This window comes from Pseudomonas sp. Marseille-Q5115, assembly GCF_916618905.1.
Classification (GTDB): Bacteria; Pseudomonadota; Gammaproteobacteria; order Pseudomonadales; family Pseudomonadaceae; genus Aquipseudomonas; species Aquipseudomonas japonica_A.
Window position 1 is genome coordinate 2,981,035 of record NZ_CAKAKI010000001.1, and the last position, 24,094, is coordinate 3,005,128.

At 62.0% G+C, this 24,094-nt stretch carries 21 protein-coding genes and 2 pseudogenes; 12 read left to right on the forward strand and 11 right to left on the reverse strand.

The features are described from left to right. Nucleotides 1-7: 7 nt before the first annotated feature. Both frlD and LG385_RS13685 read left to right on the forward strand, forming a co-directional pair. On the forward strand, nt 8-796 hold the full coding sequence (frlD, locus tag LG385_RS13680) for a fructoselysine 6-kinase (RefSeq protein ID WP_225774745.1): 789 nt from the start codon (nt 8-10) through the stop codon (nt 794-796). A gap of 81 nt (nt 797-877) precedes the next feature. Continuing rightward, entirely contained in the window at nt 878-1,609 is a 732-nt protein-coding gene (locus tag LG385_RS13685) for a GntR family transcriptional regulator (RefSeq protein WP_181116233.1), read from the forward strand. Between the two features lie 65 nt (nt 1,610-1,674). On the opposite strand, the gene codA is transcribed toward LG385_RS13685, so the two are convergent. The 5 genes and pseudogenes from codA to lpdA form a co-directional block, all read right to left on the reverse strand. Then, nucleotides 1,675-2,931: a cytosine deaminase gene (gene codA / locus LG385_RS13690; RefSeq protein ID WP_225774746.1), complete on the reverse strand. Its 1,257-nt coding sequence runs from the start codon at nt 2,929-2,931 to the stop codon at nt 1,675-1,677. After that, nucleotides 2,928-4,151 carry a PucR family transcriptional regulator gene (locus tag LG385_RS13695; RefSeq protein ID WP_225774747.1) on the reverse strand — a complete coding sequence of 408 codons (1,224 nt, stop codon included), beginning with the start codon at nt 4,149-4,151 and terminating at the stop codon, nt 2,928-2,930. The genes codA and LG385_RS13695 overlap by 4 nt, the downstream gene beginning before the upstream one ends. 29 nt (nt 4,152-4,180) lie before the next feature. Continuing rightward, nucleotides 4,181-5,413 (reverse strand): annotated as a pseudogene (gene codB, locus LG385_RS13700) (cytosine permease); the annotation flags it as partial. 251 nt (nt 5,414-5,664) lie between these two features. After that, on the reverse strand, nt 5,665-6,108 hold the full coding sequence (locus LG385_RS13705; RefSeq protein ID WP_225774748.1) for a hemerythrin domain-containing protein: 444 nt from the start codon (nt 6,106-6,108) through the stop codon (nt 5,665-5,667). 96 nt (nt 6,109-6,204) lie between these two features. Then, a complete protein-coding gene (gene lpdA / locus LG385_RS13710) occupies nt 6,205-7,608 on the reverse strand; it encodes a dihydrolipoyl dehydrogenase (RefSeq protein WP_225774749.1) in 1,404 nt (467 codons plus the stop codon). Nucleotides 7,609-8,069: 461 nt separating this feature from the next. Here lpdA and oxlT point away from each other — a divergent pair, with 461 nt between their 5' ends. Together oxlT and LG385_RS13720 are read left to right on the forward strand one after the other, a co-directional pair. Next, nucleotides 8,070-9,344, forward strand: coding sequence for an oxalate/formate MFS antiporter (oxlT, locus tag LG385_RS13715; RefSeq protein ID WP_225774750.1), 1,275 nt, complete (start codon nt 8,070-8,072; stop codon nt 9,342-9,344). 42 nt (nt 9,345-9,386) lie between these two features. Further along, nucleotides 9,387-10,976 carry a gamma-glutamyltransferase family protein gene (locus LG385_RS13720; RefSeq protein ID WP_225774751.1) on the forward strand — a complete coding sequence of 530 codons (1,590 nt, stop codon included), beginning with the start codon at nt 9,387-9,389 and terminating at the stop codon, nt 10,974-10,976. Nucleotides 10,977-10,994: 18 nt separating this feature from the next. Here LG385_RS13720 and LG385_RS13725 read toward each other — a convergent pair whose 3' ends face one another. Beyond that, nucleotides 10,995-12,185, reverse strand: coding sequence for an MFS transporter (locus LG385_RS13725; protein ID WP_225774752.1), 1,191 nt, complete (start codon nt 12,183-12,185; stop codon nt 10,995-10,997). A gap of 108 nt (nt 12,186-12,293) precedes the next feature. On the opposite strand from LG385_RS13725, the gene LG385_RS13730 reads away from it, so the two are divergent. Together LG385_RS13730 and LG385_RS13735 are read left to right on the forward strand one after the other, a co-directional pair. Next, nucleotides 12,294-13,214: a LysR family transcriptional regulator gene (locus tag LG385_RS13730; RefSeq protein WP_225774753.1), complete on the forward strand. Its 921-nt coding sequence runs from the start codon at nt 12,294-12,296 to the stop codon at nt 13,212-13,214. 174 nt (nt 13,215-13,388) lie between these two features. After that, nucleotides 13,389-14,561 (forward strand): zinc-dependent alcohol dehydrogenase, encoded by a 1,173-nt coding sequence (locus tag LG385_RS13735; RefSeq protein WP_225774754.1) that lies wholly within the window; start codon nt 13,389-13,391, stop codon nt 14,559-14,561. 66 nt (nt 14,562-14,627) lie between these two features. Here the strand turns inward: LG385_RS13735 and LG385_RS13740 are convergent, their stop codons facing one another. Together LG385_RS13740 and LG385_RS13745 are read right to left on the reverse strand one after the other, a co-directional pair. Then, nucleotides 14,628-15,032 (reverse strand): carboxymuconolactone decarboxylase family protein, encoded by a 405-nt coding sequence (locus tag LG385_RS13740; protein ID WP_225774755.1) that lies wholly within the window; start codon nt 15,030-15,032, stop codon nt 14,628-14,630. Beyond that, a complete protein-coding gene (locus LG385_RS13745; RefSeq protein WP_225774756.1) occupies nt 14,983-15,396 on the reverse strand; it encodes a MerR family transcriptional regulator in 414 nt (137 codons plus the stop codon). The genes LG385_RS13740 and LG385_RS13745 overlap by 50 nt, the downstream gene beginning before the upstream one ends. Before the next feature lie 63 nt (nt 15,397-15,459). On the opposite strand from LG385_RS13745, the gene LG385_RS13750 reads away from it, so the two are divergent. Further along, the gene (locus LG385_RS13750) at nt 15,460-16,140 is read left to right on the forward strand and encodes an NADPH-dependent FMN reductase (RefSeq protein WP_225774757.1); all 681 of its coding nucleotides are present in this window, start codon (nt 15,460-15,462) and stop codon (nt 16,138-16,140) included. Between the two features lie 49 nt (nt 16,141-16,189). On the opposite strand, the pseudogene LG385_RS13755 reads toward LG385_RS13750, so the two are convergent. After that, nucleotides 16,190-17,453 (reverse strand): annotated as a pseudogene (locus tag LG385_RS13755) (MFS transporter). A gap of 124 nt (nt 17,454-17,577) precedes the next feature. On the opposite strand from LG385_RS13755, the gene LG385_RS13760 reads away from it, so the two are divergent. Continuing rightward, nucleotides 17,578-18,057, forward strand: a complete 480-nt coding sequence (locus LG385_RS13760) for a winged helix-turn-helix transcriptional regulator (RefSeq protein ID WP_225774758.1) — start codon at nt 17,578-17,580, stop codon at nt 18,055-18,057. Between the two features lie 52 nt (nt 18,058-18,109). On the opposite strand, the gene LG385_RS13765 is transcribed toward LG385_RS13760, so the two are convergent. Both LG385_RS13765 and LG385_RS13770 read right to left on the reverse strand, forming a co-directional pair. Beyond that, complete coding sequence (locus tag LG385_RS13765) at nt 18,110-19,435, reverse strand: ATP-binding protein (RefSeq protein ID WP_225774759.1); 1,326 nt, start codon at nt 19,433-19,435, stop codon at nt 18,110-18,112. Beyond that, a complete protein-coding gene (locus LG385_RS13770) occupies nt 19,432-20,175 on the reverse strand; it encodes a response regulator (RefSeq protein WP_225774760.1) in 744 nt (247 codons plus the stop codon). The genes LG385_RS13765 and LG385_RS13770 overlap by 4 nt, the downstream gene beginning before the upstream one ends. A 220-nt stretch (nt 20,176-20,395) precedes the next feature. Here LG385_RS13770 and LG385_RS13775 point away from each other — a divergent pair, with 220 nt between their 5' ends. The 4 genes from LG385_RS13775 to LG385_RS13790 all read left to right on the forward strand — a co-directional run bounded on the left by LG385_RS13775 (nt 20,396) and on the right by LG385_RS13790 (nt 24,091). Next, on the forward strand, nt 20,396-20,659 hold the full coding sequence (locus tag LG385_RS13775) for a DUF2790 domain-containing protein (RefSeq protein ID WP_225774761.1): 264 nt from the start codon (nt 20,396-20,398) through the stop codon (nt 20,657-20,659). 70 nt (nt 20,660-20,729) lie between these two features. Then, nucleotides 20,730-21,944: a cytochrome c biogenesis protein DipZ gene (locus LG385_RS13780; protein ID WP_225774762.1), complete on the forward strand. Its 1,215-nt coding sequence runs from the start codon at nt 20,730-20,732 to the stop codon at nt 21,942-21,944. Between the two features lie 61 nt (nt 21,945-22,005). Next, nucleotides 22,006-23,061: an alpha/beta fold hydrolase gene (locus LG385_RS13785; RefSeq protein ID WP_225774763.1), complete on the forward strand. Its 1,056-nt coding sequence runs from the start codon at nt 22,006-22,008 to the stop codon at nt 23,059-23,061. Between the two features lie 115 nt (nt 23,062-23,176). Beyond that, nucleotides 23,177-24,091 carry a LysR family transcriptional regulator gene (locus LG385_RS13790; protein WP_225774764.1) on the forward strand — a complete coding sequence of 305 codons (915 nt, stop codon included), beginning with the start codon at nt 23,177-23,179 and terminating at the stop codon, nt 24,089-24,091. The last annotated feature ends 3 nt before the right edge of the window (nt 24,092-24,094 follow it).

The window sequence follows — 24,094 nt, forward strand, 5'->3', positions numbered from 1 at the left end:
AACAGTCATGAAAAGCCTGGTAACGGTTGGCGATAACTGTATCGACGTGTACCCGGCCTTGGGCCGAGGGTTTTCGGGGGGCAATGCGGTCAACGTCGCGGTGCACTGCAGCCGGCATGGGTTAAGCCCTGCCTATGTGGGCTGGGTGGGCGAGGACGACTATGGCCGGCAGTTGCGCCGTGAGATGGCGGCTGAAGGGGTGGATGTGAGCCACGTGCACAGCCAGCCTGGCAGCACCGCGCAAACGTTCGTGGAGCTGCTGGGCAGCGATCGCGTGCTGGGCGATTACCATGAGGGCGTGATGAGAAGCTTTTATCTGACCGATGAAGATCTGGCCTGGATCGCACGGTTCGACATGGTGCATGCCGGCATCTGGGGCCATGTGGAGCCTTACCTGCCCACGCTTAAATCGTGGAACAAAATCATCAGTTTTGATTTCGCCGACAAGTGGGACAGCCCGCTATGGGGCACGTTACCGCCAAGCCTGGATTACGCATTCGCCTCGGCGCACGAGGACACGCCCCAGCTGCGCGCCCGCCTGCGCGAAGTGGCATGCATGGGAGCAGGCACTGTGATTGCCACGCTCGGCGCCGGGGGCAGCCTGGCCTATCGCGGCGAGCGGTTTTACCATCAGTGCGCGATACCTGTGAACATCGTCGACACCATGGGCGCCGGCGATGCCTTTATTGCCGGTTTTCTAAGCGCAGTCGCCAAGGGCGCGGCCCTTGAGGAGGCGATGAGGCAAGGCGCCTGTGGCGCCGCGTTGACCTTGCAGTGCCAGGGTGCCTGGGGCTGAACGCCGGCCGGGGAAAAACTGGCGGCAAGGGCGCCGGCCTTTATACTGGCCGTTGTGTTCGTGATCCAACAAGGATGGTCCATGCCCAGCTTGCAACGCAACTCGTCCCAGCGGCTTTATGCGGTGGTCCGCCAGCGGATACTCGAGGCCATCGAGCAGGGCGTGTACCCGGTGGACGGGCAGATCCCCACAGAGCCCGAACTCTGTGAGCTGCACGGCGTGAGCCGGATTACCGTGCGCAAAGCCATTACCGACCTGGTGAAAACAGGTGTGCTCACCCGGCTGCAAGGCAAAGGCACCTTTGTGCAAGGCCGAAAGGTAGAAAACGCCCTGCTCACCGTCAGCGGCTTCACCGATTTCGGCGTGGCCCAGGGCAAGAACACTCGTGAAGAAGTGATCAAGCAGGAACTGATCCCGGTTGACGACTATGCCCAGCGGCTGGACGTGCCCGACGGTGGGAGGCTGTTCAAGCTGGTGCGGGTGATGTACCTCGAAGACGAGCCGCTGTTCATCGACCATTCCTACATCCCTTTGGCTCGCTACCCTGAGTTCGACCAGCGCTACCGACCCGGGGGCTCCACGTACCAGCTGTTCGATGAAGGCTACGAAACCTGCGTGCGCAGCGACCGCAAGCTCATAGATATCTACACTGCCACCAAGGCCGAAGCCAGGTGGCTGGGCTGCGAACTCGGCGAGCCGCTGTTTCGCATCAGCAAAACCGCCTACGACCAGGACGGCCGCCCCGTGCACTGCTCCGAACTGTATTGCCGCGCCAATCGGGTGAGTTTGACCATCGACAATACTCACCGGTGAAGGGTTGGCGCGGCTGCTGAACCGGTCGTTGGCCTGTTCGTTCCGGGTTTCACCCGGTCCCACAGCTACCCTCTCGCCACCTCCCCGAACCGCTCCACCCGCGCCGGGGTGCGCTGCATCAGCACTTTGCCGCTGCGGATCGAGGTCAGCACCTGCCCCTGGCTGCGGACCATCTCGTAGTCGTCCGGCGCGGACAGGATCACCAGGTTCGCCGGGCGGCCCACTTCAAGCCCGTAGCGCTCGCCCAGGTGCAGGGTGCGTGCGCTGTTGTCGGTGATCAGGTCGAGCGACCGCTGGAGGTCTTCGTAGCCAAGCATGTGGCAGATGTGCAGGCCTGCTTCGAGGATGCGCACGATATTGCCGTTGCCCAGCGGGTACCACGGGTCCACGATTGAATCCTGGCCGAAGCAGATGTTCATGCCGGCGCGATCGATCTCGGCCACCCGGGTAACGCCACGGCGTTTCGGGTACGTGTCGAAACGCCCTTGCAAATGAATGCTTTCCGTAGGGCAAGAGACAAAGTTGATCTTCGAGGCCTTGAGCAACCGGAACAGCTTGGAGCAATAGGCGTTGTCGTACGAGCCCATGGCCACGGTGTGGCTGGCCGTCACCTTTTCGCCCATCTCCCGCACCCGCGCCTCTTCGGCCAGCACTTCGAGAAACCGCGACTGCGGGTCGTCGGTTTCATCGCAATGCACGTCCACCAGGCAACCGGTGCGCTCGGCCAGGTCCATCAGGAACTTCACCGATTCCACGCCCTGATCCCTAGTGTTTTCGAAATGCGGGATACCTCCCACCACATCCGCGCCCATGGCGATCGCTTCCGTCATTAACGCGCGGCCGTTTTTGAAGGACTCGATGCCTTCCTGGGGAAACGCCACGATCTGCAAGTCGATCAGGTGCCGCGCCTCCTCACGCACCTCCAGCATGGCTTTGAGCGCGGCGAAGGAAGGGTCGGTGACGTCCACATGGGTACGTACATGCTGGATACCATGGTCCACCAGCATATCGATGGTGCGCCGGGCGCGGACCTTGGTGTCCTCGTGGGTCACCACCGCCTTGCGTTCGGCCCAGCGCTCGATGCCCTCGAACAGGGTGCCGCTCATGTTCCAGGCCGGTTCACCCGCCGTCAGGGTAGCGTCCAGGTGAATATGCGGCTCAACGAAGGGCGCGGTGACCAGGTTCTGGTTAGCGTCCAGGTCGCTGCCGTCGTTCGGCTGGATTGCCGTGGGTTGGGAAACGATGGCCGCAATCCGCTCGCCGTCGAGTTCAATGCGATACAGGCCAGTTTTGCCACGCAGGCGGGCGTTGAGAATATTCATGCTAACTCCTTGGTCGGGGCTTCGGTCGTGTGCCAAACCAGCAGCGCGACAGAGGCATTCATTCGGAAAAGAGGGTCGTCCAGCGACTGGCCACTTCGTTGTTCGATACGGTCCAGGCGCTGGTTGAGGGTGTTGCGATGGATGCCCAGCCGCCCGGCCGCCATCAGCGCGTTACCGTTTTCCTGCAGCAGCGCATCCAGGGTCTCGATCAGCGTAAAGGGTTGCTTGCGTGAGGTTTCTATCAATGCGCCAAGGGTGCGTTGCACAAAGTGGTCGATCACCGAGCGGTCACCAATGGCCTGTAGCAACCGCAGCACCCCAAGCTCGCTGAAGTCGCAGAACCCATTGGCAGGCTGCAGGTGCTCGGCCACATCCAGTGCCTGGCGCGCTTCGTTCAGGGCTTGACGATATTGGCCGCAATCGCCTGCAGGGTTCGCCACGCCCATGAACAGCGTGAGGTCACCGATGACCGGAGCCAGCGCTCTGTAAAGCCTCAGCAGCTCGGCCCGCAGGGTATCGGCGTCAGGCAATAGCACAATGAACAGGTCGCCCTGCTGCACCACCGGCAGCGGGGCGGGAAAGGCACGGTTCCAGGCTTCCAGTTCATCGCGCAACGTCTGGCGGATGTGCTGCAAGCGCTGCTCGGCTACCGCCGGAGTGTAGCGTTCGAACAGCATAGCCACCGACGACAACCGCAGCGCTACCAGGCGACGCGGCCCATCGACTGGCAATCGAGCATGCTCGGCGCGTTGCCGGGCGATGGCCAGGCTCGGGTAATCGCCACTGAGCAACTGGCTGAGGATATCGTGCCGGGACCGCTGCGCCTGATCCATGTGCACCAATGCCGTACCGATCGCGTGGGTGACCACCACCATTTTCAACAGGTAGGGCTGCTCGATCAGCGGCAAGCCGAGTTCGTCAGCCCGCTCGATCACCGCCGCCGGAATGCGCTGAATGAACGTCCCTCCCGTAAGGATCACAAGGCCGGCGATGCCCACGGCAACGCCATCCTCGACCAGGCTCAGCAGGTTCGCTTCATCACGGGTGTGGTTGATGCCCGTGACAAACACCAGTTCGTTCCCGATCACCCACTCGGCGATACCCTCGTTCTCGGCCACGTAGGGCCAGCGCACGCTGCGGTGCAACTGGTTGGCGCCGGCACGCACGGCCAGCTCTTCCAGCCCAGGCAGCTTGAGGATTTCTGCAACCGTGAGGCACATTGATCCCCCTGCAGGGCCGGCATTTCAGCGCGACGGCCGGTGAACTGAAGCAGCCCGATGTAGCACACCGCCGCCACTGCAATGCCTACCAACGGGGCGACCCAGGGCGAGCAGTACGCAAGCACCGCCCCTACGCCATAGGCAGCCAGCCCCTTGATGTTGTAGCGCGGCAGGCTGGCAGTAGCCAGCAACGGGTATTTACCGCGGTGGCGGTACCAGAAGTCCGCCATGATCACGCCACCCACCGGCGGGATGATCGAGCCCAGCAATACCAGGAACGGGATCAGCATTTCATACATGCCGCCGATGGCGAGCACCACGCCCAGCGCGGCGGCCAGGAGGGTCATGGTGCGACGGCGCTCACTGCGCAACAGATGGCATGCCGCGGCAGAGACGTTGTAAATGGTTGGCCCCTGAATCGTCCAGAGGTTGAGGCACAGCATGATCACCGCCGCGAACGACAAGCCCTGAAGGATCATCACCTCAACGATATCGGCCTGCTGGTACACGATGGCGCACCAGGCGCCGGCGACCACCATCAAGCCGTTACCGATCAGAAAGCTCACAACGCTTGCGATGATCGCCACACGCCCGGTGCGCGACAGGCGCGTCCAGTTCGTGGCCTGGGTAGCGCCGCTGGCGAAGGTGCCGAACACCATCGTAACAGCGGCGGAGAACGTCATCGTCTCATGCGGGATAACAGCGGCCAGCCCTTGAAAACCGCCGGCGTGGCCTGTGGCGATGTACATGGAAACCATCAGCAGGATAAACATCAAGGGCACCGATACCCGAGAGAGCACATCCAGGCCTTTATAGCCCACGATGGCGGTGATGCTGAAGCCAAGGCCGAACAGCACCATCAAGGGCGTGGTGAGGCCCTCGGTAAGGCCGAGTATCTTCACCAGCACGATCGCGACGGTCGCGGTCCCCCAGGCGTACCAGCCCAGCTCGGCGAAACCGAGCAAAAAATCCGAAAGCCGGCTGCCCGCTTCGCCAAAACAGAAGCGCCCCATCAGCACCGTGTTCAAACCGCTGCGCGAGGCGATGAGGGCAAGGCCCGCCGCATAAAGCGCCAGAAGGCTATTGCCGATAAAGGCGATCCACAGCATGTCCGTGAAAGCGAAGGCCATGCCCAACTTGCCACCGGCAAACATGGTGCCGGTGAAAAAGGTGAAGCTGAACAGCACCATGGAAATGGACAGCAGCCCTTTCCTGGCAGACGCGGGGGCCTCGCTTAACGGGAAATCTCCTGGTGAGCTCATTCTGTTCTCCTCTCGGGTGCGGGGTGGGTAACGAAGCGCATCGAGAAGAGAGCAAATCACAGGCCGTTTTGAGAAAAGCCTGAAATACCGAAAAATGAAGCAGTACCGACTGGAAACCCTGTGCAACAAGCACATTTTCCTTGGTTAAAAACATTTCCGCTGTGCGTGACGCCCTGCTTTGAGTCCATACCGCACCAATTGGGGACCTCGTTCAAACCCCGCGCCCTGGCTCACACGCACCGGTAGAACGTTCAGGCCGTTTCCAGCTGGGCTTCATACTCAGCCAGGTACAAGCCGGCCAGCGCTTCCTTTTGCTGAGGATCAAGCAGCTTGCCCGCCGCCTGAAAGAACTTGTGCTCTTCTTCCTTCAGGTGATGGTGCACTTTGTCGGAGAGCTTTTTGGCCGTAGCCAGCCAACTGGGGCTGGACATCTCGGTGCCGTCCAACTCCTCCATCATCTCGTCCATTTCGTGATGCTCGGAGATCGCATGCCTGCTGAGGTCAACGCCGTTGTCATGGGCCATCAACGGAATATAAAAGCAGCGTTCTTCTGCCGTTTCGTGCGCCTGAAGCTCGGCCTTCAATCGCTGGTAGGCTTCCTTGCGTTCGCTGCTGTCACCATGGGTTTGCAGCAGCGATTCAGCGTAGCCCCTTTGGCGGTCGTGACTTTCTCGTAATGCTTCGAAAATATTCATATCAACCCTGGTTATGCCTCTGATGGCGAGGCGTTAGACCCGGCCTGACAGGCGGCGTTCGCAGCTCGCGCTGCGACCTTTACGCCGAGCCCACCCCTACACCTGCATCGCCCACCCTTCCACATCCATCGCAGCCTGGCGCAGGGCTTCCGAGCGGGTGGGGTGTGGGTGGCAGGTCAAGGCGATATCTTCGCTGGAAGCCGAGAACTCCATGGCCACGCAGTATTCGCCGATCATCTCGCTCACCGACGGCCCTATCATGTGCACACCCAGCACGCGGTCTGTTTCTGCGTCGGCGAGTACTTTCACGAAGCCTTCGGTTTCGTGATTCACCTTGGCCCGGCTGTTAGCGAGGAACGGGAATTTGCCCACCTTGTAGGCACGGCCTTCAGCCTTGAGCTGTTGCTCCGTCTTGCCCACCGTGGCCACCTCCGGCCTGGTATAGATAACGCTCGGGATAGCGTCATAGTTGACCTCTGCCTTCTTGCCATGGATGCGTTCCACGCAGGCAATCGCTTCGTCTTCGGCCTTATGGGCCAGCATCAGGCCGGTTGTTACATCGCCGATCACCCACACGCAGTCAACGCCCGCTCCGTAGTGCCCATCATGGGCCAGCACGCCGCGTTGCCCGAGCTCAAGCCCGATGCTTTCGAGGTTCAACCCTTCGGTGTAGGGCTTGCGCCCGATGGCCACCAGCACATAGTCCGCGTCCAGCGGGATCGCATCGCCTCCCGCAGAGGGCTCGAGCGCCAGGGTCACGCCGGAATCGCTGGCAGTGGCCGAGGTCACCTTGTGGCCCAGTTTGAAGGCCATGCCTTGATTGGCCAGAACCTTCTGAAAAGCCTTGGCGGTTTCATCGTCCATGCCCGGGCAAATCCGATCGAGGTACTCGACCACGGTGACTTTTGCACCCAGCCTGCGCCACACAGACCCCAGTTCCAGCCCGATCACGCCAGCGCCGATCACCACAAGGTGCCCGGGCACTTCGGGGATCGACAGCGCGCCGGTGGAATCGAGAATGCGCCGGTTGTCGATGTTCACCCCGGCAAGCGGCGTGGGCACCGAGCCGGTCGCGATGATCACATCCTTGGCCTGCAACAGCTGCTCGGTGCCATCGATGGAGGCGACCTGTACCCGCCCCTGGCCGTCCAGCCGGCCCCAACCTTTGATCCAGTCCACTTTGTTCTTGCGAAAAAGAAACTCGACCCCTTTGGTAAGGCCGTTCACGCCTTCGGCCTTGTGCGCCATCATGCGTTCGAGGTCAAGGGTGGCCTGCCCTACGATGCCCATTTGAGCAAAGGCGCCCGAGGTGGAATCCTCATAGGCTTCGGAGGCGTGCAGCAGCGCCTTGGAAGGGATGCACCCCACGTTGAGGCACGTGCCGCCCAAGGTTTCACGACCCTCTACGCAGGCAACTTTCATCCCCAACTGCCCCGCCCGAATGGCCGCGTTGTAGCCACCGGGGCCGCCCCCGATAATCACCAGATCATAGTTGCTCATGTGCACCCTCGTCAGTCGCCATGGACGGTCATATGTCAGCCATAATCTATAAGAGCACACAAAATACCGTTGGGGAAAGTGGCTGACGCGGTATTGATCCTCTCCCCACGGTCATGGGAGTTAGTGGGCAGCCATGGTGCAATGGCGCAACGATCGCACCACGCGCTCGCATCGGTCTCCAGTATTAAACCAAAGCCTTGCTGGCCGGTGTCTGTTCGGCGATATCTTCTGTCAAGCTAGCGATAGACAGCCACGCTGTGGCGGTGTCAGATTAACCAGGTTATTTGAGTCGCCACCACCCCCCAGAACTTTCTTGCCCCGGCATGGAAAGATAAACTGTGACCGAATATATTATTCAGAACAACTTACAAGGAGTAACACCCGGATATTATCATTTAAAAATCGCCTGGCACGGCACTTGCTCAGAGGAAACTATCCTTCACGCACTGTGAGAACTTCCTATGAGTACCGAGCATGTTTTAGCCAACCCCGCCGAAGTTAGAACATTAAGCGCACGCTGGTATCAGTTGGTTATCGGCATTGTATGCATGATGGCGATCTCAAGCCCTCAATATGTCTGGACACTGTTCACCGGGCCACTCACCGAGAAGCTCGGCGTGTCGCTGGCGCAGGTTCAGGTCACCTTCTCTTTACTGATCATACTGCAGACGTTCTTTTCCCCCGTTCAGGGCTACCTGGTGGATCGCTTCGGCATCCGGACCCTGGTGGGCCTTGGCTGTTCGTTGTCCGGGCTGAGCTGGGTGCTGTCGAGTCAAGCCTCATCGCTTGGCATGTTGTACCTGACCTATGGCGTCATCGGCGGCCTTGGCACCGGCATTGTATACGTGGGTATCGTCGGCTTGATGGTGCGCTGGTTTCCTGACCGCCGTGGCCTGGCGGCAGGCGCGGTGGCAGCCGGGTACGGCATGGGCGCGATGGTGACCACGTTCCCCATCAGCAACAGCCTGAAAACCGCTGGCATGGAAACCACCTTGCTGACCTTTGGCCTGGCCTTGGGCGTGGTCGGCCTGCTGGCGTCGCGCTTCCTGCGCCAGCCACCGACCAGCATGTCTTCTGGGGATGCCGCCCTGGTGGCGGCACAGACCGTTGCCGATACCAGCCCTAAAGTAATGTTGAAGACACCGGTGTTCTGGCTGATGTTCTTGATGTTCACCTTGATGTCCACCTCGGGCCTGATGGTGACCTCACAGATGGCAAGCTTTGCCAAAGACTTCGGCATGACCACGGTCATGGTGATGGGTATGGCTGCCCTGCCCTTGGCGATGACCATCGACCGGATATGCAACGGCCTTACCCGCCCGTTGTTTGGCTGGATTTCCGACCGTTACGGCCGGGAGAACACCATGGCGCTGGCGTTCCTGTTCGAAGGCATCGCCATGACCCTCTGGCTATGGACGAGTGATAACCCGGTACTGTTCGTACTGTTGTCGGGCGTAGTGTTTTTAGGCTGGGGCGAAATATTCTCGCTGTTCCCCTCCACCCTCACCGATACCTTCGGTACCCGCCACGCCACCACCAACTACGGCTTCCTGTACATGGCCCAAGGCATTGGGGCCATTTTCGGCGGGCCGGTTGCCGCCCTGCTGCATCAATACACGGATAGTTGGTACCCGGTATTTGCCGTAGCCATTTGCTTCGACATTGTTACCGCGTTGCTGGCGTTCTTTGTTCTCAAACGCATGCGCGCCAACTGGATCGCCAGGCACGCACTTTGATCACGTACCGCTGAATCCGTTAATGAAACAAGGAACAACTCAATGTTGAATACCACACTTGCTGCCCGTGGCATCGCTGTCGCCCCTCACAGCCTGGCGGCGCAGTCGGCCTTGGCTGTGCTGCGTGAAGGCGGCAATGCTATCGAAGCGATGGTGGCGGCTGCGGCGACCATCGCAGTGGTTTACCCCCACATGAACAGCCTGGGCGGCGATGGCTTCTGGCTGATCATGCCGGCAAACGGGGCGCCCGTGGCCATCGACGCCAGCGGACCGGCGGGTAGCCTGGCTACCCTTGCCCGCTATGCTGGCAAGAGCAAGATCCCAACCCGCGGTGCCGAAGCAGCGGTCACCGTGGCCGGCACCGTTGGTGGCTGGCAGGAAGCGCTGGCGGTGGCCGCCGAGCTGGGCGGCACCACGCCGTTGCCGCGGTTGCTCGAGGACGCTATCTACTACGCAAGCGCGGGCATACCCACTACCCCGTCGCAGCACCTGGCCACGTCTAGCAAGCTGACTGAGCTGCATGGTATTCCCGGTTTTGCCGAAACTTTCCTGCATGAGGGTGCGCCGCCTGCCGCTGGCAGCCTGTTCACGCAGCCGCGCCTGGCGTTGACGCTACGCACCTTGGCTGAAGCGGGCCTGGACAGTTTCTACCGAGGCTCGCTGGCCGATTCCATTGCTGCCGACCTCAGCGCGCTGGGTTCGCCCGTCACCCGGGAAGACCTAGCCAACTATCGCGCCAGGCGCGTACGGCCGCTTGAGCTTGCCCACAGCGCTGGCACTGTGTACAACCTCACCCCGCCCAGCCAGGGATTGGTATCCCAATTGATCCTGGGTATCGCCGACCACGCAGGCCTTGGCGAATATCAGGCAGACAGCGCCGACCATATCCATACCCTGGTCGAAGCCACCAAGCTCGCCTTCGCCGTACGGGACGAACACATCACCGACCCTGCGCACATGACCATCGACCCACAAGCCTGCCTGGCGCCGGATTACCTGCAAGCACTGGCGAGCCGGATCAACCCGCAGTACGCAGCGCCCTGGGGTGAGGGCAAGGGCCCGGGAGATACTATCTGGATGGGCGTGATCGATAACGACGGCTTGGCCGTGTCGTTCATTCAAAGCATCTACCACGAGTTTGGCAGTGGCATCGTATTGGCCGAGTCGGGGTTGAATTGGCAGAATCGGGGTGCATCGTTCAGCCTCGACCCCAGCCACTTGCTGGTGCTCAAGCCCGGCAAGAAGCCCTTCCATACCCTCAACCCTGCGGCGGCTCGCTTGAACGACGGTCGCATGCTGGTGTACGGCACCATGGGCGGCGACGGCCAACCCCAAACCCAGGCCGCGGTATTCAGCCGCTACGCCGTGTTCGGTCAGCCCCTGCAACAGGCCGTAACCGCGCCGCGCTGGCTGCTGGGCCGAACCTGGGGCGAAAGCTCCGACAGCCTGAAGGTCGAGTCCCGGGTGGACGGCGCCGTGATCGACGAGCTCAAGGCGCGCGGCCACGACGTTGAAGTGCTTGGGCCCTTTACCGAGACCATGGGGCATGCCGCCGCCGCAGTGCGCTTGCCTAACGGCTCGTTCGAAGGCGCTTTCGACCCTCGCGGGAATGGAGCCGCCGCAGGTTACTGAGGGCGGCTTCAAGGAGCGTTACGCGCGACGCATCATCAACAGCGCCACCACCACCGCCAGGGCGGCGATCAGGGTGGCGATGATGCCGATCGAGCCCAAACCATAGTGGCCAATGCCAATACCGCCCAAGATCGCACCCAGGCCAATGCCTGCGTTGGCCGCTGAAATGTTCATGGTTGCCGCAAGCGCCTGGGCCTGTGCACCGGCCTGCATGACCCGCACCTGACACACCACAAACAGCGCGGTGTAACCGATACCCCACGCGACCAGTGCGACGATCAGCCAGAGGTGATACGGCGCCAGCGGTACCGCTGCCAGCATGCCGGCACCCGCCAGCACCAGGAACACTACCATGGCGGCCAGCGGCTTACGGTCGACCATGCTGCCACCCAGGTGATTACCCACCATGCCGATTGCACCGAAGCCCATCAGCCACCATCCCACCTGGCTGGCAGGCACCCCGCCCAGCCGCTCGAGCACGTCGGCCAGATAGGTGTACGCGGTGAACAGCGCGGTGAAACTGAGGATCGACAATAGCAGATGCGCCAGAAAGCGGGGCTGCCCCAGGATCGCGGTCTGCTTTTGGTCGGGGTTGGTGCTGGCAGACACAGGCAGTGTCGGCATCACCAAGTGCATCAAGGCACCAATGAACAGCGCAATGGCCGCCAGTATCCAGAAGCTTCCCCGCCAGCCCACGGCATCTGCCGCCAGGGTACCCAGCGGTACGCCGAACACCAGCGCTGCGGTAATACCGAGGTACACCCGGCCTACGGCCTTGCCCGACTGGCCTGGGCCTGCAAGCTGCCCTGCCGTTTCGCTGGCGGTACCCCAAAACACCGGCAGCGCCAAGGCGGGGATGAAACGGGCAAGCGCCAATACCCAGATATTGGTGGACACCGCTGCCAGAACGTTGGACGCCGCAAACACCATGAGGATGACGGTGAACAGCTTTTTGCGTTCCACGTGGGCCAGCTTTGCCGTGAGCACCGGCCCGAACAGCATCACCGTAAACGCGAACAAGGTGACTACCTGCCCCGCCAGGGCGATGGAAATGTTCAAGTCCCGAGCGAGCGCGGGCAACAGCCCCACGATCAGGAACTCGGTGGTCACAATGATAAAGGCGGCAACCGCCATGATCAGGATCTGAACCCCTGACCGTGAGGTGTCCGCAGCGGCCGCTGTGGCCTCTGCTGTGGCTGAGGACTGCATACAACTTAACTCCAAACAGGTTTTGGCATAGCCTATTGGAGAAATATGGAGTGATCTCGGCTGTTTTTTACGAAGTGATTGGAGCTGGATTCATCAATTGGAGGTTCAGTGTTTTCATCCGAACGCCTGAAGGGCATTGACGTGTTCGTGATCGTTGCCGACCTGGGCAGCTTTACCGCAGCGGCCGAGCGGCTGAACCTCACCAGTTCCGCGGTCAGCAAAGGGATCGCGCGGCTGGAGGCTCGGCTTGGCACCCGCCTGTTCCAGCGCACTACCCGGCGGCTGTCGCTCACCGAAGCCGGAGAGGCGTTTTACCGAACGTGCGCCACCGTGTTGGCTGACCTGGAAGAAGCCGAAGTCGCCATGACTTCAACGCAGACTGAACCGCAGGGCAAGGTTCGCATCGACTTGCCCGCCTCCTATGGCCGGTTGCATGTACTGCCGCTGATCATCGAGTTCATGAAGCAGCATCCAAGGCTGTCCCCGCATATTTCCTTTTCTGATCGCTACGTTGACCTGGTGCACGAAAATATCGACATCGTGGTCAGGATCGGCGGAGCAGGTGCGTGGCCCACCGCCGTAGGGCATAGGTTCTTCGGCACACCCAAGCTCATCTTCTGCGCTTCGCCGGATTACCTAACACGCCATGGCCACCCTGAGTCAGAGGCGGATCTGGACCGGCACTTGTGTGTGGGTTACGGGCTGAATGACGGGATGGCAATCCCTTGGTACTTCAAGGGGCGTCAGCAAGGTGACATCGAACGCCGGATCATGCACCCGCATATTGCGGTAGGAGATGGAGAGGGAGAAGTGATGGCCGTGCTGGCAGGGCTGGGCATTGCTCAGCTGCCCCTGTGGTTGGTTCATGCTCACCTGGAGACCGGCCGCATTGTGGAGGTGCTTCCCCATCTGGCTACGCAGGGGCAACCGATGAACCTGGTATGGCTAAAAAGCCGCGAGGCACTGCCGAAGGTGAACGCCTTGATAGCGTATCTGGGTGCCAACCTCACGCCCACGGGCCGGCGGTGAACAGGGAGCCCAGCGCAGCGGAGCGTAACCACTGCACTGACCATTCATCAACCTGCAACTCTGCAAGCGGTACTGGGTTGGAACTTATCAGAGAGCCTTTGCACCGAAAAAACAGGTGGTCTCGAACCCTGCTCCCTTGGCCGCCGTACCGACCACAACCCAGGAGGTTTATCGATGAAAGCATTACGCTGGCATGGAAAAAAAGACATCCGTTGTGATGACCATCTACCCGACCCCACCATAGAACATCCGCGGGACGCCATCATCAAGGTCAGTTCGTGCGCGATCTGCGGCTCGGACCTGCACCTGTACGATGGTTTTATGCCCGGGATGAAGCATGGCGACATCATGGGCCATGAGTTCATGGGCGAAGTGGTGGAAGTCGGCTCGGAAAACAAGAAGCTGAAGATCGGCGATCGCGTGGTCGTTCCCTTCACGATCTGCTGCGGGGAATGCGATCAGTGCCGCCGGGGCAACTTCTCCGTTTGCGAGCGCAGCAACCGTAACAAGGACCTGGCCGATAAAGCCTTCGGCCATACCACGGCGGGGTTGTTTGGCTATACCCACCTGACTGGGGGCTACCCGGGCGGGCAGGCTGAATACGTGCGCGTGCCGTACGCGGACTTCACCCCAGTGGTGATTCCCGACGGGCTTACCGACGAGCAAGTGTTATTCCTCGGCGACATCTTCCCGACCGGTTGGCAAGCGGCTGTGCAATGCGATATCCAACCTACCGACACCGTGGCGATCTGGGGCGCCGGCCCTGTAGGGCAATTCACCGTGCGCAGCGCGGTGATCCTCGGCGCAAAGCAAGTGGTATGCATCGACAATGTGCCCGAGCGCCTGGCGATGGCCAAGGCTGGAGGCGCCATCACCATCAACTTCGATGAAGAAAGCGTGCTGGACCGCCTCGCCGAACTCACTGGCGGCAAGGGCCCGGAAAAATGCATCGACGCGGTAGGCATGGAGTCCCACGCTACCCGCTCCTTCGACTCCGTTTACGATCGCGTCAAGCAGGCGGTAATGATGGAATCCGACCGCCCCCATGTGCTGCGGGAAATGATGTATGTGTGCCGCCCGGCTGGCACGCTGTCCATCCCCGGCGTGTATGGCGGCCTGATCGACAAGATTCCGTTTGGCGCCGCGATGAACAAGGGCCTCACGTTCAAGATGGGGCAGACCCACGTGAATCGCTGGACCGATGACCTGCTCAACCGTATCCAGGAAGGGCAGATCGACCCCAGCTTTGTGATCACCCACACCGTAAGCCTTCAAGACGGCCCGGACATGTACAAGACCTTCCGCGACAAGAAAGACGGCTGCGTGAAGGTAGTGCTCAAGCCCTGATCCGCGTGTTACTGCCCGCCGCTGCGAGCTGGCCCATGACATGGGGGCGGCTCGCTCATGGGGCCCCTACCCATGATCCGTCCGGGCTGCGAACACTTCCCTGGCCGCGAACAATCCGTTCAGCGCGGCCGGGAAGCCGGCATACACCGCCATCTGCATTAGCACTTCGGTGATTTCTTCCCGGGTAAGCCCGACGTTCAACGCCGCCTCGATATGCACCTTCAATTGCGGCGTTGCGTTACCCATCGCCGAAAGTGCCGCCACCGTGGCGATCTCTCTGTCACGCAGGCTCAAGCCAGGGCGGGAATAGATATCGCCGAAAGGGAATTCGAACAAGTAAGTGGCAAAATCGGGGGCGATGTCGGCAAGTGCGCTGACGACCTTGTGGCCGGCCTCGCCATCGATCTGTGCCAGGGCTCGTTTACCGCGTTCCAGCCGGCTCTCGCTGGCGTTGGGAAGGTGCTTGGTCATAGTCATTTATCCTCGAAGTGTGGCCGGCATAGCCGGCAATCTTTTGGTCGAGGACGAGCAGGCAGCGGGTGAGTTCGGCGACACGGGCGCGAACACGTTCGCGGTGTTGCACAAGCAACTCGCACCGCTCGGCTTCGGTGCCCGCGCCACGCGCTCTAAGGTCGGCGTAGCGGAGCATTTCCCGGATGGGCATTCCCGTCGTTTTCAGGCGGTCGAGAAATTCGATCCATACCAGAATGGCGGGGGCATAATCCCTTTGGCCAGCGTGGTCACGGTCGGCAAAGGGCAACAGCCCGATGCGTTCGTAATACCGAAGTGTGTGGGCCGAAAGCCCCGAGCGTTTTGCCAGCTCACCGATTTTCATAAGCACCCTGTCGTCCAGACACCCCGTAGGCTAGGACTTCGAGCGTACTCTAAGTCAAGCGGTATGTTGACGTCGGCCATCGGCATCGGTCGCCCGCCATGCCGGCGCGCTGAGCTAGGCTGGATAGACCCCAGCTTCCTCAAGGCCCAGACCATGCCCCATACCGAACCACTCACCATCGCGGTACTGCTCGGCTCCGTGCGTACCGAACGCCAAGGCATCAAGGCGGCACGCCTGTTGCTGGCGGCACTGGAAGCCCGGGGGCATGAAGCGGTGCTGGTGGACCCGATGGAAACCCGCCTCCCCCTGCTGGACCGGATGTACAAGGAATACCCGAAAGGCTCGGCGCCCGCAGACCTGGAGCGCCTGGCCACGCTGTACCGCCGTGCCGATGGTTTTCTGTTGGTGAGCGCTGAATACAACCACGGCGTGCCGCCCGCGCTGAAGAACCTGCTCGACCATTTTCTGGAGGAGTATTTCTGGCGGCCTTCGGCAATTGCCTGCTACTCCGCGGGCGGCTATGGCGGCGTGCGGGCAGCCATGCAACTGCGCGCCATCGTTGGTGAGCTGGGCATGCCCAGTATCCCTAGCCTGTTCGCCATCCCACGTATCGGTAGCGCCCTGGGCGATGACGGCCAGCCCACCGAGCCGCACATCACCAGCCAGATGAACCGCTTTCTGGACGAATTCGAGTGGTACATGCAGGCCCTGCGCCAGCAGCGGGCGGGGGGTACACCGTACTGAGCCTCAACCCACAGCAGGAGGTGATCGCTTCATGCATTGTCATCAAGGCTTACTGCTCGCGGCGGCCGTCGCCATACCACCACACTGTCAGAGCTGCCGCGCTGATCGAGGCGCCGAGCAGGCTGACGGCAGGCCATCCCCAGCGGACATACACCTGGGTGGCTGCCACCGCGCCCAAGGCGCTGCCTATGGAGTAGAAGCACATATACGCGCCTACCATTCGGCTTTGGGCGTGCGGCCGCGCCGCAAAGATCAGGCTTTGGCTGGTGACATGCACGGCCTGCACAGCGAAGTCGAGCGCGATCACGCCGCATGCAAAGGCAAACAGTGAGGTTTGCGCGAAACTGATGGGCAGCCATGAAAGCGTCAGCAGGCCAAGGCATAGACCGGTGACGTGCTGGCCGCGGCCTTGATCTGCCCAGCGACCGGCGCGTCTGGCAGCCAGCGCGCCAGCAACACCCGCCAGGCCGAACAAACCAATGTGGGTGGGACAACGAGAGCGGCGGAGCGCTCAAAGGCAGCACCATTCCTGTCCATAACACGGAAAACGCGGCGAAGATAAGCAGGGCCAGCAAACCCCGGGCCCTTAACACAGGCTCATAGAGCAACAGGCCGAACAGCGATCGGATAAGGCTCAGGTACGTGCTTGTGGACCGCACCGACACGGCAGGCGGAATGCGTTTCCACATCACCGCAGCGAGGATGAGCATCACCGCCGAAGACCCCAGGTATACGGAACGCCAACCCGCGAAGTCAGCAATCACCCCCGAGATAAACCTCGCCAGGAGAATCCCTAGCACGATGCCGCTAGTAACCGTGCCCACGGCTTGCCCACGTTGGGCCGGCGTTGCGAGCGTTGCCGCGTAAGCAACCAGGACCTGAGCCACTACTGCCATCAGGCCAACGGTCGCCATTGCGGCGAGCAGAGCCAGCCACGCCTGGGACATGCCAGCGACCATAAGCGCGATAGCCGACAGCACTATCTGGCTCAACACCAAACGTTTACGGTTGATCAGGTCCCCCAAGGGGACGATGAGCACCAGGCCCAGCGCGTAACCGAACTGCGTGGCCGTCACCACAATGCCGATCAGCCCGGGTGCCATACCGAGGCTGTCCGCGATTGAGCCGAGTAATGGCTGAGCGAAATACACGTTAGCCACTGCCATTCCACACGCAATCGAGAACAGCACGGTGAGCGAGCGTGACAGGCCTGCCAGCGGCTGATCGCTGGGCTGGCTTACGTGCGCCACTGTTGGATGTTCAGGGGCAAGGCCGCTCGAGCGAGCTGCCGTTGGGTCAATGTCAGCTGTCATGGCGGCGTCTATCCACGTAAACTGGTTTCGATTAGCAACCAGAACAGCATTGCCCAAACTTGTTTCAAATTGCAACCAGTTTTGCATCCTTACCGGATCGACTTTTCACACGAGACTGAAATACATGACCGAAAATGCCACGTCACTTCGTAGCGAATGCCCGGTCGCCCGAGCGCTGGACGCCATTGGTGATCGTTGGTCGCTGATGATCCTCCGCGATGCCTTCGATGGCATCCGGCGGTTCAGCGAGTTTCAAAAAAGCCTCGGCGTAGCGCGCAATATCCTGGCGTCGCGGCTCAAAGCGCTTGTGGAGGTGGGAGTATTTGAAATCTGCCCCGCCTCCGATGGCAGCGCTTACAAGGAATATGTGCTCACGGACAAGGGCCGGGCAGTGTTTCCGGTCGTGGTGAGCATGCGGCAGTGGGCCGAGCGGTTTGAGTTCGGCCCCGGGGAAGCGCGCTCGGTGCTGCTGGACAACACCGCCGGGCAACCGCTGATGCCCATGGTGGTGCGCGCTTCAAGCGGGAATGCAGTGGAGCCGTCGGACTGTCATCGCGTGAGGATTGCCGATGCGCTTCACTGCGACTTCGCCGCCAAGCCTTGAGCCCCTGCGCCCACAACGGGCGGGGGCACGCCCTATTGAAGAAGCGGGCCAGTCACGCAGCCGACTGGCCCGGCCCTCCAGGCAACTCCACCTCCGCGCACAGGCCTCCGCCCGCCCGGTTGCTCAGCCGCAACTGGCCACCCAGGCTGCCGGCCAATTGCGAGGCGATGGCCAAGCCCAGCCCGGTGCCGCCGGTGTCACGGTTGCGCGAGCTTTCCAGGCGGTAGAACGGCTTGAGCACGTCGCTCAATGCCTCTTCCGGTACCCCCGGGCCGCGGTCGAGTACCTGGATGGCGAGGCGGCCGCCGGGGTAATGTTGGACCTGTACCTGGGCCTCTCCGGCAAATTTGAGCGCGTTATCGATCAGGTTGGTCAGCAGCCGACGCAGGGCCTGGGGGCGGCTGGTGATCACCAGCTCGTGTGGGGCCGAGAGCTCAACCGCCTTGCCGGTATCGAGGTAATCGAATACCAGGCTTTCCAGGAACGCATTGAGCTGCAGGCGGATGGCGGGCTCCCGGGAGGGCTCGGTACTGCGGGCGAAGGCAACACCTTCCTTGACCAGGTGCTGGATTTCGGTGAGGTCGCTCCAGAGCTTGTCCTTTTCGACGCTGTCGTCCATGAATTCCACCCGCAGTTTCATCCGGGTGATGGGCGTTTGCAGGTCATGGGAGATTGCAGCGAGCAGCTGTACCCGTTCTTTCACATAGGCCGCGATCCGGCGCTGCATGGCGTTGAAGGCCACGGCGGCATGAGCCACTTCCGTGGGGCCACGCTCCTCCAGAGGCGCCGCAGGCTGGTTCGGGTCCAGGCTTTCCGCGGCCTGGGCCAGGCGTGTCAGGGGGCGGATCGCGGTGCGCACGGCCAGCCAGGTACCCGCCACCAGCAGGGCCAACTGCGCGGCCAGCAACAACGGCAACCAAGGCGACAGCGGCATGATGGAAGGCCGCACGTCGATGGTCAGCGGCTCGCCATCGCTCAGGCGCAGGTGGGCCTGGTAATGCGGCGGCGACTCCTCGATCGTTTCGAAGGCCACCGGGTAGCGAGCCCCTACCGTTGCCTTGATCGACTTCACCGACATGGGTTCGTCACCAGCACCCATGGGCGTGCCCGCCTGCCCCGCGCCCAACTGGTAGCGGTAATTGGAACGCTCCAGCCGCGATAACCAGCTGGCGCGTTCGGCCGCTGGCAGCCGATCCAGGATCGCGACAGAGGTGTCGATGTCATGCTCGAAGTTGCTGAGCATCAAGGACCTGGCGCTGTTGTAGCGTTCATAGGTTTGCAGCGCGAAGGACAGCCCCTGCGCAAGCAACAGGCTGGCCAGGAAAATCAGCGACAGCCGGGCAGCCAGGGTGCGGGGCCACGGTAGCCAACGCCTCACAATGGGTTCTCCAGCAACTGCACCGGGAAACTGAACACATACCCCTCGTTGCGCACGGTCTTGATGTACGCCGGTTGGCGGGCGTCGTCGAGCAGGCGCTGACGCAAGCGGCTGACCAACAGGTCGATGGAACGGTCGAACAGGTCCGCTTCGCGGCCTTGGGTAAGGTTGAGCAATTGCTCGCGGCTGAGCACGCGCTGCGGATGATCGAGAAATACCCGCAACATGCGGTACTCCGCCCCGCTCAGGGCCACCACGGTGCCCTGCGCATCAAGCAGGTGCCTGGCCGTGGTATCGAGCCGCCAGTCGCCAAAGCCCAGCAGCCGCGCCTGCTCACTTACCACCAGGTTGGGTGGCAGCATCCGTGTGCGGCGCAGCACCGCGTTGATCCGCGCCAGCAGCTCACGGGCCGCGAATGGCTTCACCAGGTAGTCGTCGGCGCCCATTTCCAGGCCGATGATCCGATCGGTTTCTTCGTCCCGGGCAGTGAGCATCAACACCGGCGTGGCGCGGTGCTTGCCGGCGCGCAACTCCCGGCACAGCACCAGGCCATCGTCGCCGGGCATCATGATGTCGAGCACGATCAGGTCGACCTGCGCAGTGTCCAGAAACGCCCGCATCTGGCGCCCATCCGCCGCCAGGGTGGTGCGCAGGCCATTCTTTTTCAGGTAGTTGCCTACCAGCTCTCTTATTTCTCTGTCGTCATCGACGATCAGAACGTGATCAACCTTGGCGTCCATCACTGGGCCCTTGCAGTCGTGGGGTGCTGGCAGTCTACCGGCAGCGCCTTTGGCTGACAGCTCGCTTTGTAGCCTTATGTATCAGCCTACCGGGCAGATACTCGGCGCAACATTAAAGGGCCACAGCGGACACAAGCGAGATACCTCCGGGGAGTGAAATGTGCTCAACAAGCCGCAACCAGGCTTGAACGGCCATCCCATCACTCTTGGAGAAACACTCATGAACATCAAAGCCCTCGCTACCTCGCTGTTCACCGTCGCCCTGTCGCTTGGTGCGGTCATGGCCCACGCCGACACGCAAACTCCTCACCAGAGCTACCAGTACGGTACTCACCTGGATATCCAGCACGTGAATTCGGTGACTGCGGACGACGGCCCCGCTTGCGGCGTGACCACCTATCACATGGCCTATGAGGACTCGCAAGGCCAGCAGCACGTGCTGGATTACCTGGGTGGTACCCCGGGCTGCACCAACCAGCAATAAGTGCGAGGCCATCCAGCGCTGCCGGAATGTACCGAGGCGGCCCCTGCTTTCACCGAAGTCGGAGAACGCCATGTTCATCATTGCATTCCTGGGCGGGATGCTGACCATCCTCAGCCCCTGCATTCTGCCGGTTGTGCCGTTCCTCTTCGCCCGGCTGCACCAGAGCCGCGCTTCCATCGTGTTCACCTTGAGCGGCCTGGTGATTACCTTCGCCGCAGTGTCCAGCCTGGCGGTGGTCGGTAGCAACTGGGTGGTGCGGGCCAATGCCGCCGGGCGCCACATCGCCCTGGCGGTGATGGTCGTGTTCGCGCTGTCGTTGCTCGCCCCCCGGCTTGGCACCTGGCTGGCCAAGCCGTTCGTAGCACTGGGCAACCGGCTGGCTCCGGCGGGGCCTTCATCGGCCAGCCCATTCACGTCGGTGTTGATCGGCGTGGCCACGGGGCTGCTTTGGGCACCCTGTGCCGGGCCTATTCTCGGGATTATCCTCAGCGGCGCCATGCTCAGTGGCCCCAGCGCTCAAACCAGCGCATTGCTGCTGGCCTATGGGGTAGGTAGTGCGGTGTCGCTGGGCCTTGTGATGCTGGCCGGCAAGCGCATGGCGACGCACTTGCGGCTTTCGCTTCCTGTGATGGCGTGGGTGCGCCGGGGTGTGGGGTGCCTGGTGTTGCTGGCGGCGCTCGGGATTGCCGGCGGCGGCACCGGAGCGGTGCTGGCTGGTACCTCTTCAGCCTTTTCTGCCCGGATCGAGCAAGGTGTGCTGCGCGGCGTTTCGGCCGTTGTGGATCGGTTCACCGCTCCCGCCGTGGCTGCGAGCGAGCCGGACCTGACGCCAATGGGCCAGATGCCTTCGCTGGCCGGGGCGGTGCAATGGCTGAACTCGCCGGAGCTCACCCCCGAAGCGCTGCGTGGGAAAGTGGTGCTGGTGGACTTCTGGACCTACGACTGCATCAACTGCCAGCACACCCTGCCCTACGTGAAGCAATGGGCCGAGCGCTACGGCAAGGACGGCCTGGTGGTGATCGGTGTGCATACCCCGGAGTACCCGTTCGAGCGAATCCTGGCCAATGTACGGCAACAGGTGGCGCAGCTGGGCATCACCTACCCCGTCGCTGTGGATAACGACTACGCGGTGTGGAAAAGCTTTGGCAACCAATACTGGCCCGCCCATTACCTCATCGACGCCAATGGCCAGGTGCGCTACAGCCACTTCGGGGAAGGGGCTTACGACACCCAGGAAAAGGCAATCCAGACGTTGCTGGCCGAGCGCGCTTCTGCTGCTCGATAAAACGTACCCACGCCCTTATCCGGCACGCCACAGGGCGGCTGGAACCCCGAGGAATTCCATCATGCACACACGCACCCGTGGGCTTCGCCGCCACCTTACCGCCGCCGCTGTGATGGCTACCGCCTTGCTTCAACCGGGGCTGCAAAACAATGCCCTGGCCAGCGAGGCCGATTCAAGCCAGGTTGCGCCCGCCACCGTGGGCAGCCACACCGACCTGGGCCCACTCAAGCACATCAAGGCCGGGCTGCTGAATGTGGCGTATGCCGAGGTTGGCCCTGCGGATGGCCCGGTGGTGATCCTGCTGCATGGCTGGCCCTACGACATTCACAGTTACGCTGACGTGGCGCCGGCATTGGCCGCCAAGGGTTACCGGGTACTGGTGCCCTATGCCCGCGGTTATGGCGATACCCACTTCCTCTCGGCGAACACCGTGCGCAATGGCGAGCCGGCAGCGCTGGCCACCGATCTGATCGACTTCATGAATGCCCTGCATATCCAGCGCGCCGTGCTCGGTGGCTACGATTGGGGCGCGCGCACTGCCGATATCGTGGCCGCGCTATGGCCAGAGCGCGTGAAGGCCTTGGTGGCGGTAAGCGGGTACCTGATCGGTAGCCAGGACGCAGGCAAGGCGCCGCTGCCCCCGGCGGCCGAGCTGCAATGGTGGTACCAGTTCTACTTCGCAACCGAGCGTGGCCGCCAGGGCTATGCGCAGAACACCCATGACTTCGCCAAGCTCATCTGGAAGACCGCCTCGCCACGCTGGAATTTCGATGACGCCACCTATGATCGCAGCGCGGCGGCGTTGCAAAACCCCGACCATGTGGCCGTCACGGTCTACAACTATCGCTGGCGCCTGGGCCTTGAAAAGGGTGAAGCACGTTACGCCCCGCTCGAGAAGAAGCTGGCGGCTTTCCCCTCCATCGGCGTGCCCACGATAGCCCTTGAGGGCGATGCCAACGGTGCGCCGCACCCACCCGCCGAAGCCTATGCCAAGCGCTACACCGGCGGCTACCAGTACCGGCTGATTGAAGGCGGCGTGGGCCACAACCTGCCACAGGAAGCACCGCAAGCCTTCGCCCAGGCGATCATTGACGCGGACCACCTTCAGGGCAAATAGGCAAGGCACCGGCAGTGGCAATCGAAGCCGTTCCAGCATCACCTACCTCTGATTTCCCTGCCCTGCCCTTAACCGCTACGCTGAGAGCGTCTCCCTCAGCCAACCGGTAATGTGCGTGGACAGATTTCAGGAAATGAAAGTGCTGCTCGCGGTGGTGGAAGCGGAGAGCTTCGCCGCCGGGGCGCGCTTGGTGGGTATGTCGCCGCCCAGCGTGACCCGGGTGATCGCCGGGTTGGAAAATCGGCTGGGTACTCTGCTGTTGGCACGTAACACGCGCGGCTTGCGGTTGACCGAGGCCGGGCGGCGCTATGTGGAAGACTGCAAGCGCATTCTGCTGGATCTTGAAGAAGCCGAGGAGCTGGCCACCGGCAGCCGCATTCGCGCCCGGGGCAACCTCACCGTGACGGCGCCGGTGATGTTCGGCGAATTGTTTCTGGTGCCCCTGATCACCGAGTACCTGGCCCAGCATCCGGAGGTGACGATCAATGCAGTGCTGCTGGACCGGCTGGTGAACGTGGTGGACGAAGGCATCGACGTGGCGGTGCGCATCGGGCGGCTGGCCGACACGGGCTTGCAGGCGATCAAGGTGGGTGAAATTCGCCCGGTGGTATGCGCCGCGCCGGCGTTTCTCGACCGAGTAGGCCGGCCGCAGGCACCCGAGGATGTGCTGGCGCTGCCGGTTGTGATGTCATCGGCGAGCAACCTGCTGACCGAGTGGCAGTTCATGGGCAACGACCGTGCCCTGGCCCTGCGCCCCGAGCCGCGCCTGCTGGTGAGCTCTAACCAGGCGGCCATCAATGCGGCGCGCCTGGGCTGGGGGCTCACCCGGGTACTCTCCTATCAGGTGGCGGACGCTGTGAGAAAAGGCGAGCTGGAAATCGTGCTTGAACCGTTCCAGACAGCGGCGCTGCCAGTGCACATACTTTTTCACGGTGACCGGCCCTTGCTCGCCAAGGTACGTACCTTCGTGGACTATTGCACCCGCCGGCTACTGGCCGACGCGGCCTTGCACACCGTGCCGGCTGCCTGAGCC

What these genes read in the sequence shown, in the direction of transcription:
- LG385_RS13725 (WP_225774752.1), bottom strand. Translation starts at nt 12,185, where the DNA reads ATGCAGTCCTCAGCCACAGCAGAGGCCACAGCGGCCGCTGCGGACACC.
- LG385_RS13785 (WP_225774763.1), top strand. Translation starts at nt 22,006, where the DNA reads ATGCACACACGCACCCGTGGGCTTCGCCGCCACCTTACCGCCGCCGCT.
- LG385_RS13735 (WP_225774754.1), top strand. Translation starts at nt 13,389, where the DNA reads ATGAAAGCATTACGCTGGCATGGAAAAAAAGACATCCGTTGTGATGAC.
- LG385_RS13695 (WP_225774747.1), bottom strand. Translation starts at nt 4,151, where the DNA reads ATGTGCCTCACGGTTGCAGAAATCCTCAAGCTGCCTGGGCTGGAAGAG.
- LG385_RS13775 (WP_225774761.1), top strand. Translation starts at nt 20,396, where the DNA reads ATGAACATCAAAGCCCTCGCTACCTCGCTGTTCACCGTCGCCCTGTCG.
- oxlT (WP_225774750.1), top strand. Translation starts at nt 8,070, where the DNA reads ATGAGTACCGAGCATGTTTTAGCCAACCCCGCCGAAGTTAGAACATTA.
- LG385_RS13760 (WP_225774758.1), top strand. Translation starts at nt 17,578, where the DNA reads ATGACCGAAAATGCCACGTCACTTCGTAGCGAATGCCCGGTCGCCCGA.
- LG385_RS13740 (WP_225774755.1), bottom strand. Translation starts at nt 15,032, where the DNA reads ATGACCAAGCACCTTCCCAACGCCAGCGAGAGCCGGCTGGAACGCGGT.
- LG385_RS13745 (WP_225774756.1), bottom strand. Translation starts at nt 15,396, where the DNA reads ATGAAAATCGGTGAGCTGGCAAAACGCTCGGGGCTTTCGGCCCACACA.
- LG385_RS13685 (WP_181116233.1), top strand. Translation starts at nt 878, where the DNA reads ATGCCCAGCTTGCAACGCAACTCGTCCCAGCGGCTTTATGCGGTGGTC.
- LG385_RS13750 (WP_225774757.1), top strand. Translation starts at nt 15,460, where the DNA reads ATGTTGACGTCGGCCATCGGCATCGGTCGCCCGCCATGCCGGCGCGCT.
- LG385_RS13770 (WP_225774760.1), bottom strand. Translation starts at nt 20,175, where the DNA reads ATGGACGCCAAGGTTGATCACGTTCTGATCGTCGATGACGACAGAGAA.
- lpdA (WP_225774749.1), bottom strand. Translation starts at nt 7,608, where the DNA reads ATGAGCAACTATGATCTGGTGATTATCGGGGGCGGCCCCGGTGGCTAC.
- frlD (WP_225774745.1), top strand. Translation starts at nt 8, where the DNA reads ATGAAAAGCCTGGTAACGGTTGGCGATAACTGTATCGACGTGTACCCG.
- LG385_RS13720 (WP_225774751.1), top strand. Translation starts at nt 9,387, where the DNA reads ATGTTGAATACCACACTTGCTGCCCGTGGCATCGCTGTCGCCCCTCAC.
- codA (WP_225774746.1), bottom strand. Translation starts at nt 2,931, where the DNA reads ATGAATATTCTCAACGCCCGCCTGCGTGGCAAAACTGGCCTGTATCGC.
- LG385_RS13780 (WP_225774762.1), top strand. Translation starts at nt 20,730, where the DNA reads ATGTTCATCATTGCATTCCTGGGCGGGATGCTGACCATCCTCAGCCCC.
- LG385_RS13705 (WP_225774748.1), bottom strand. Translation starts at nt 6,108, where the DNA reads ATGAATATTTTCGAAGCATTACGAGAAAGTCACGACCGCCAAAGGGGC.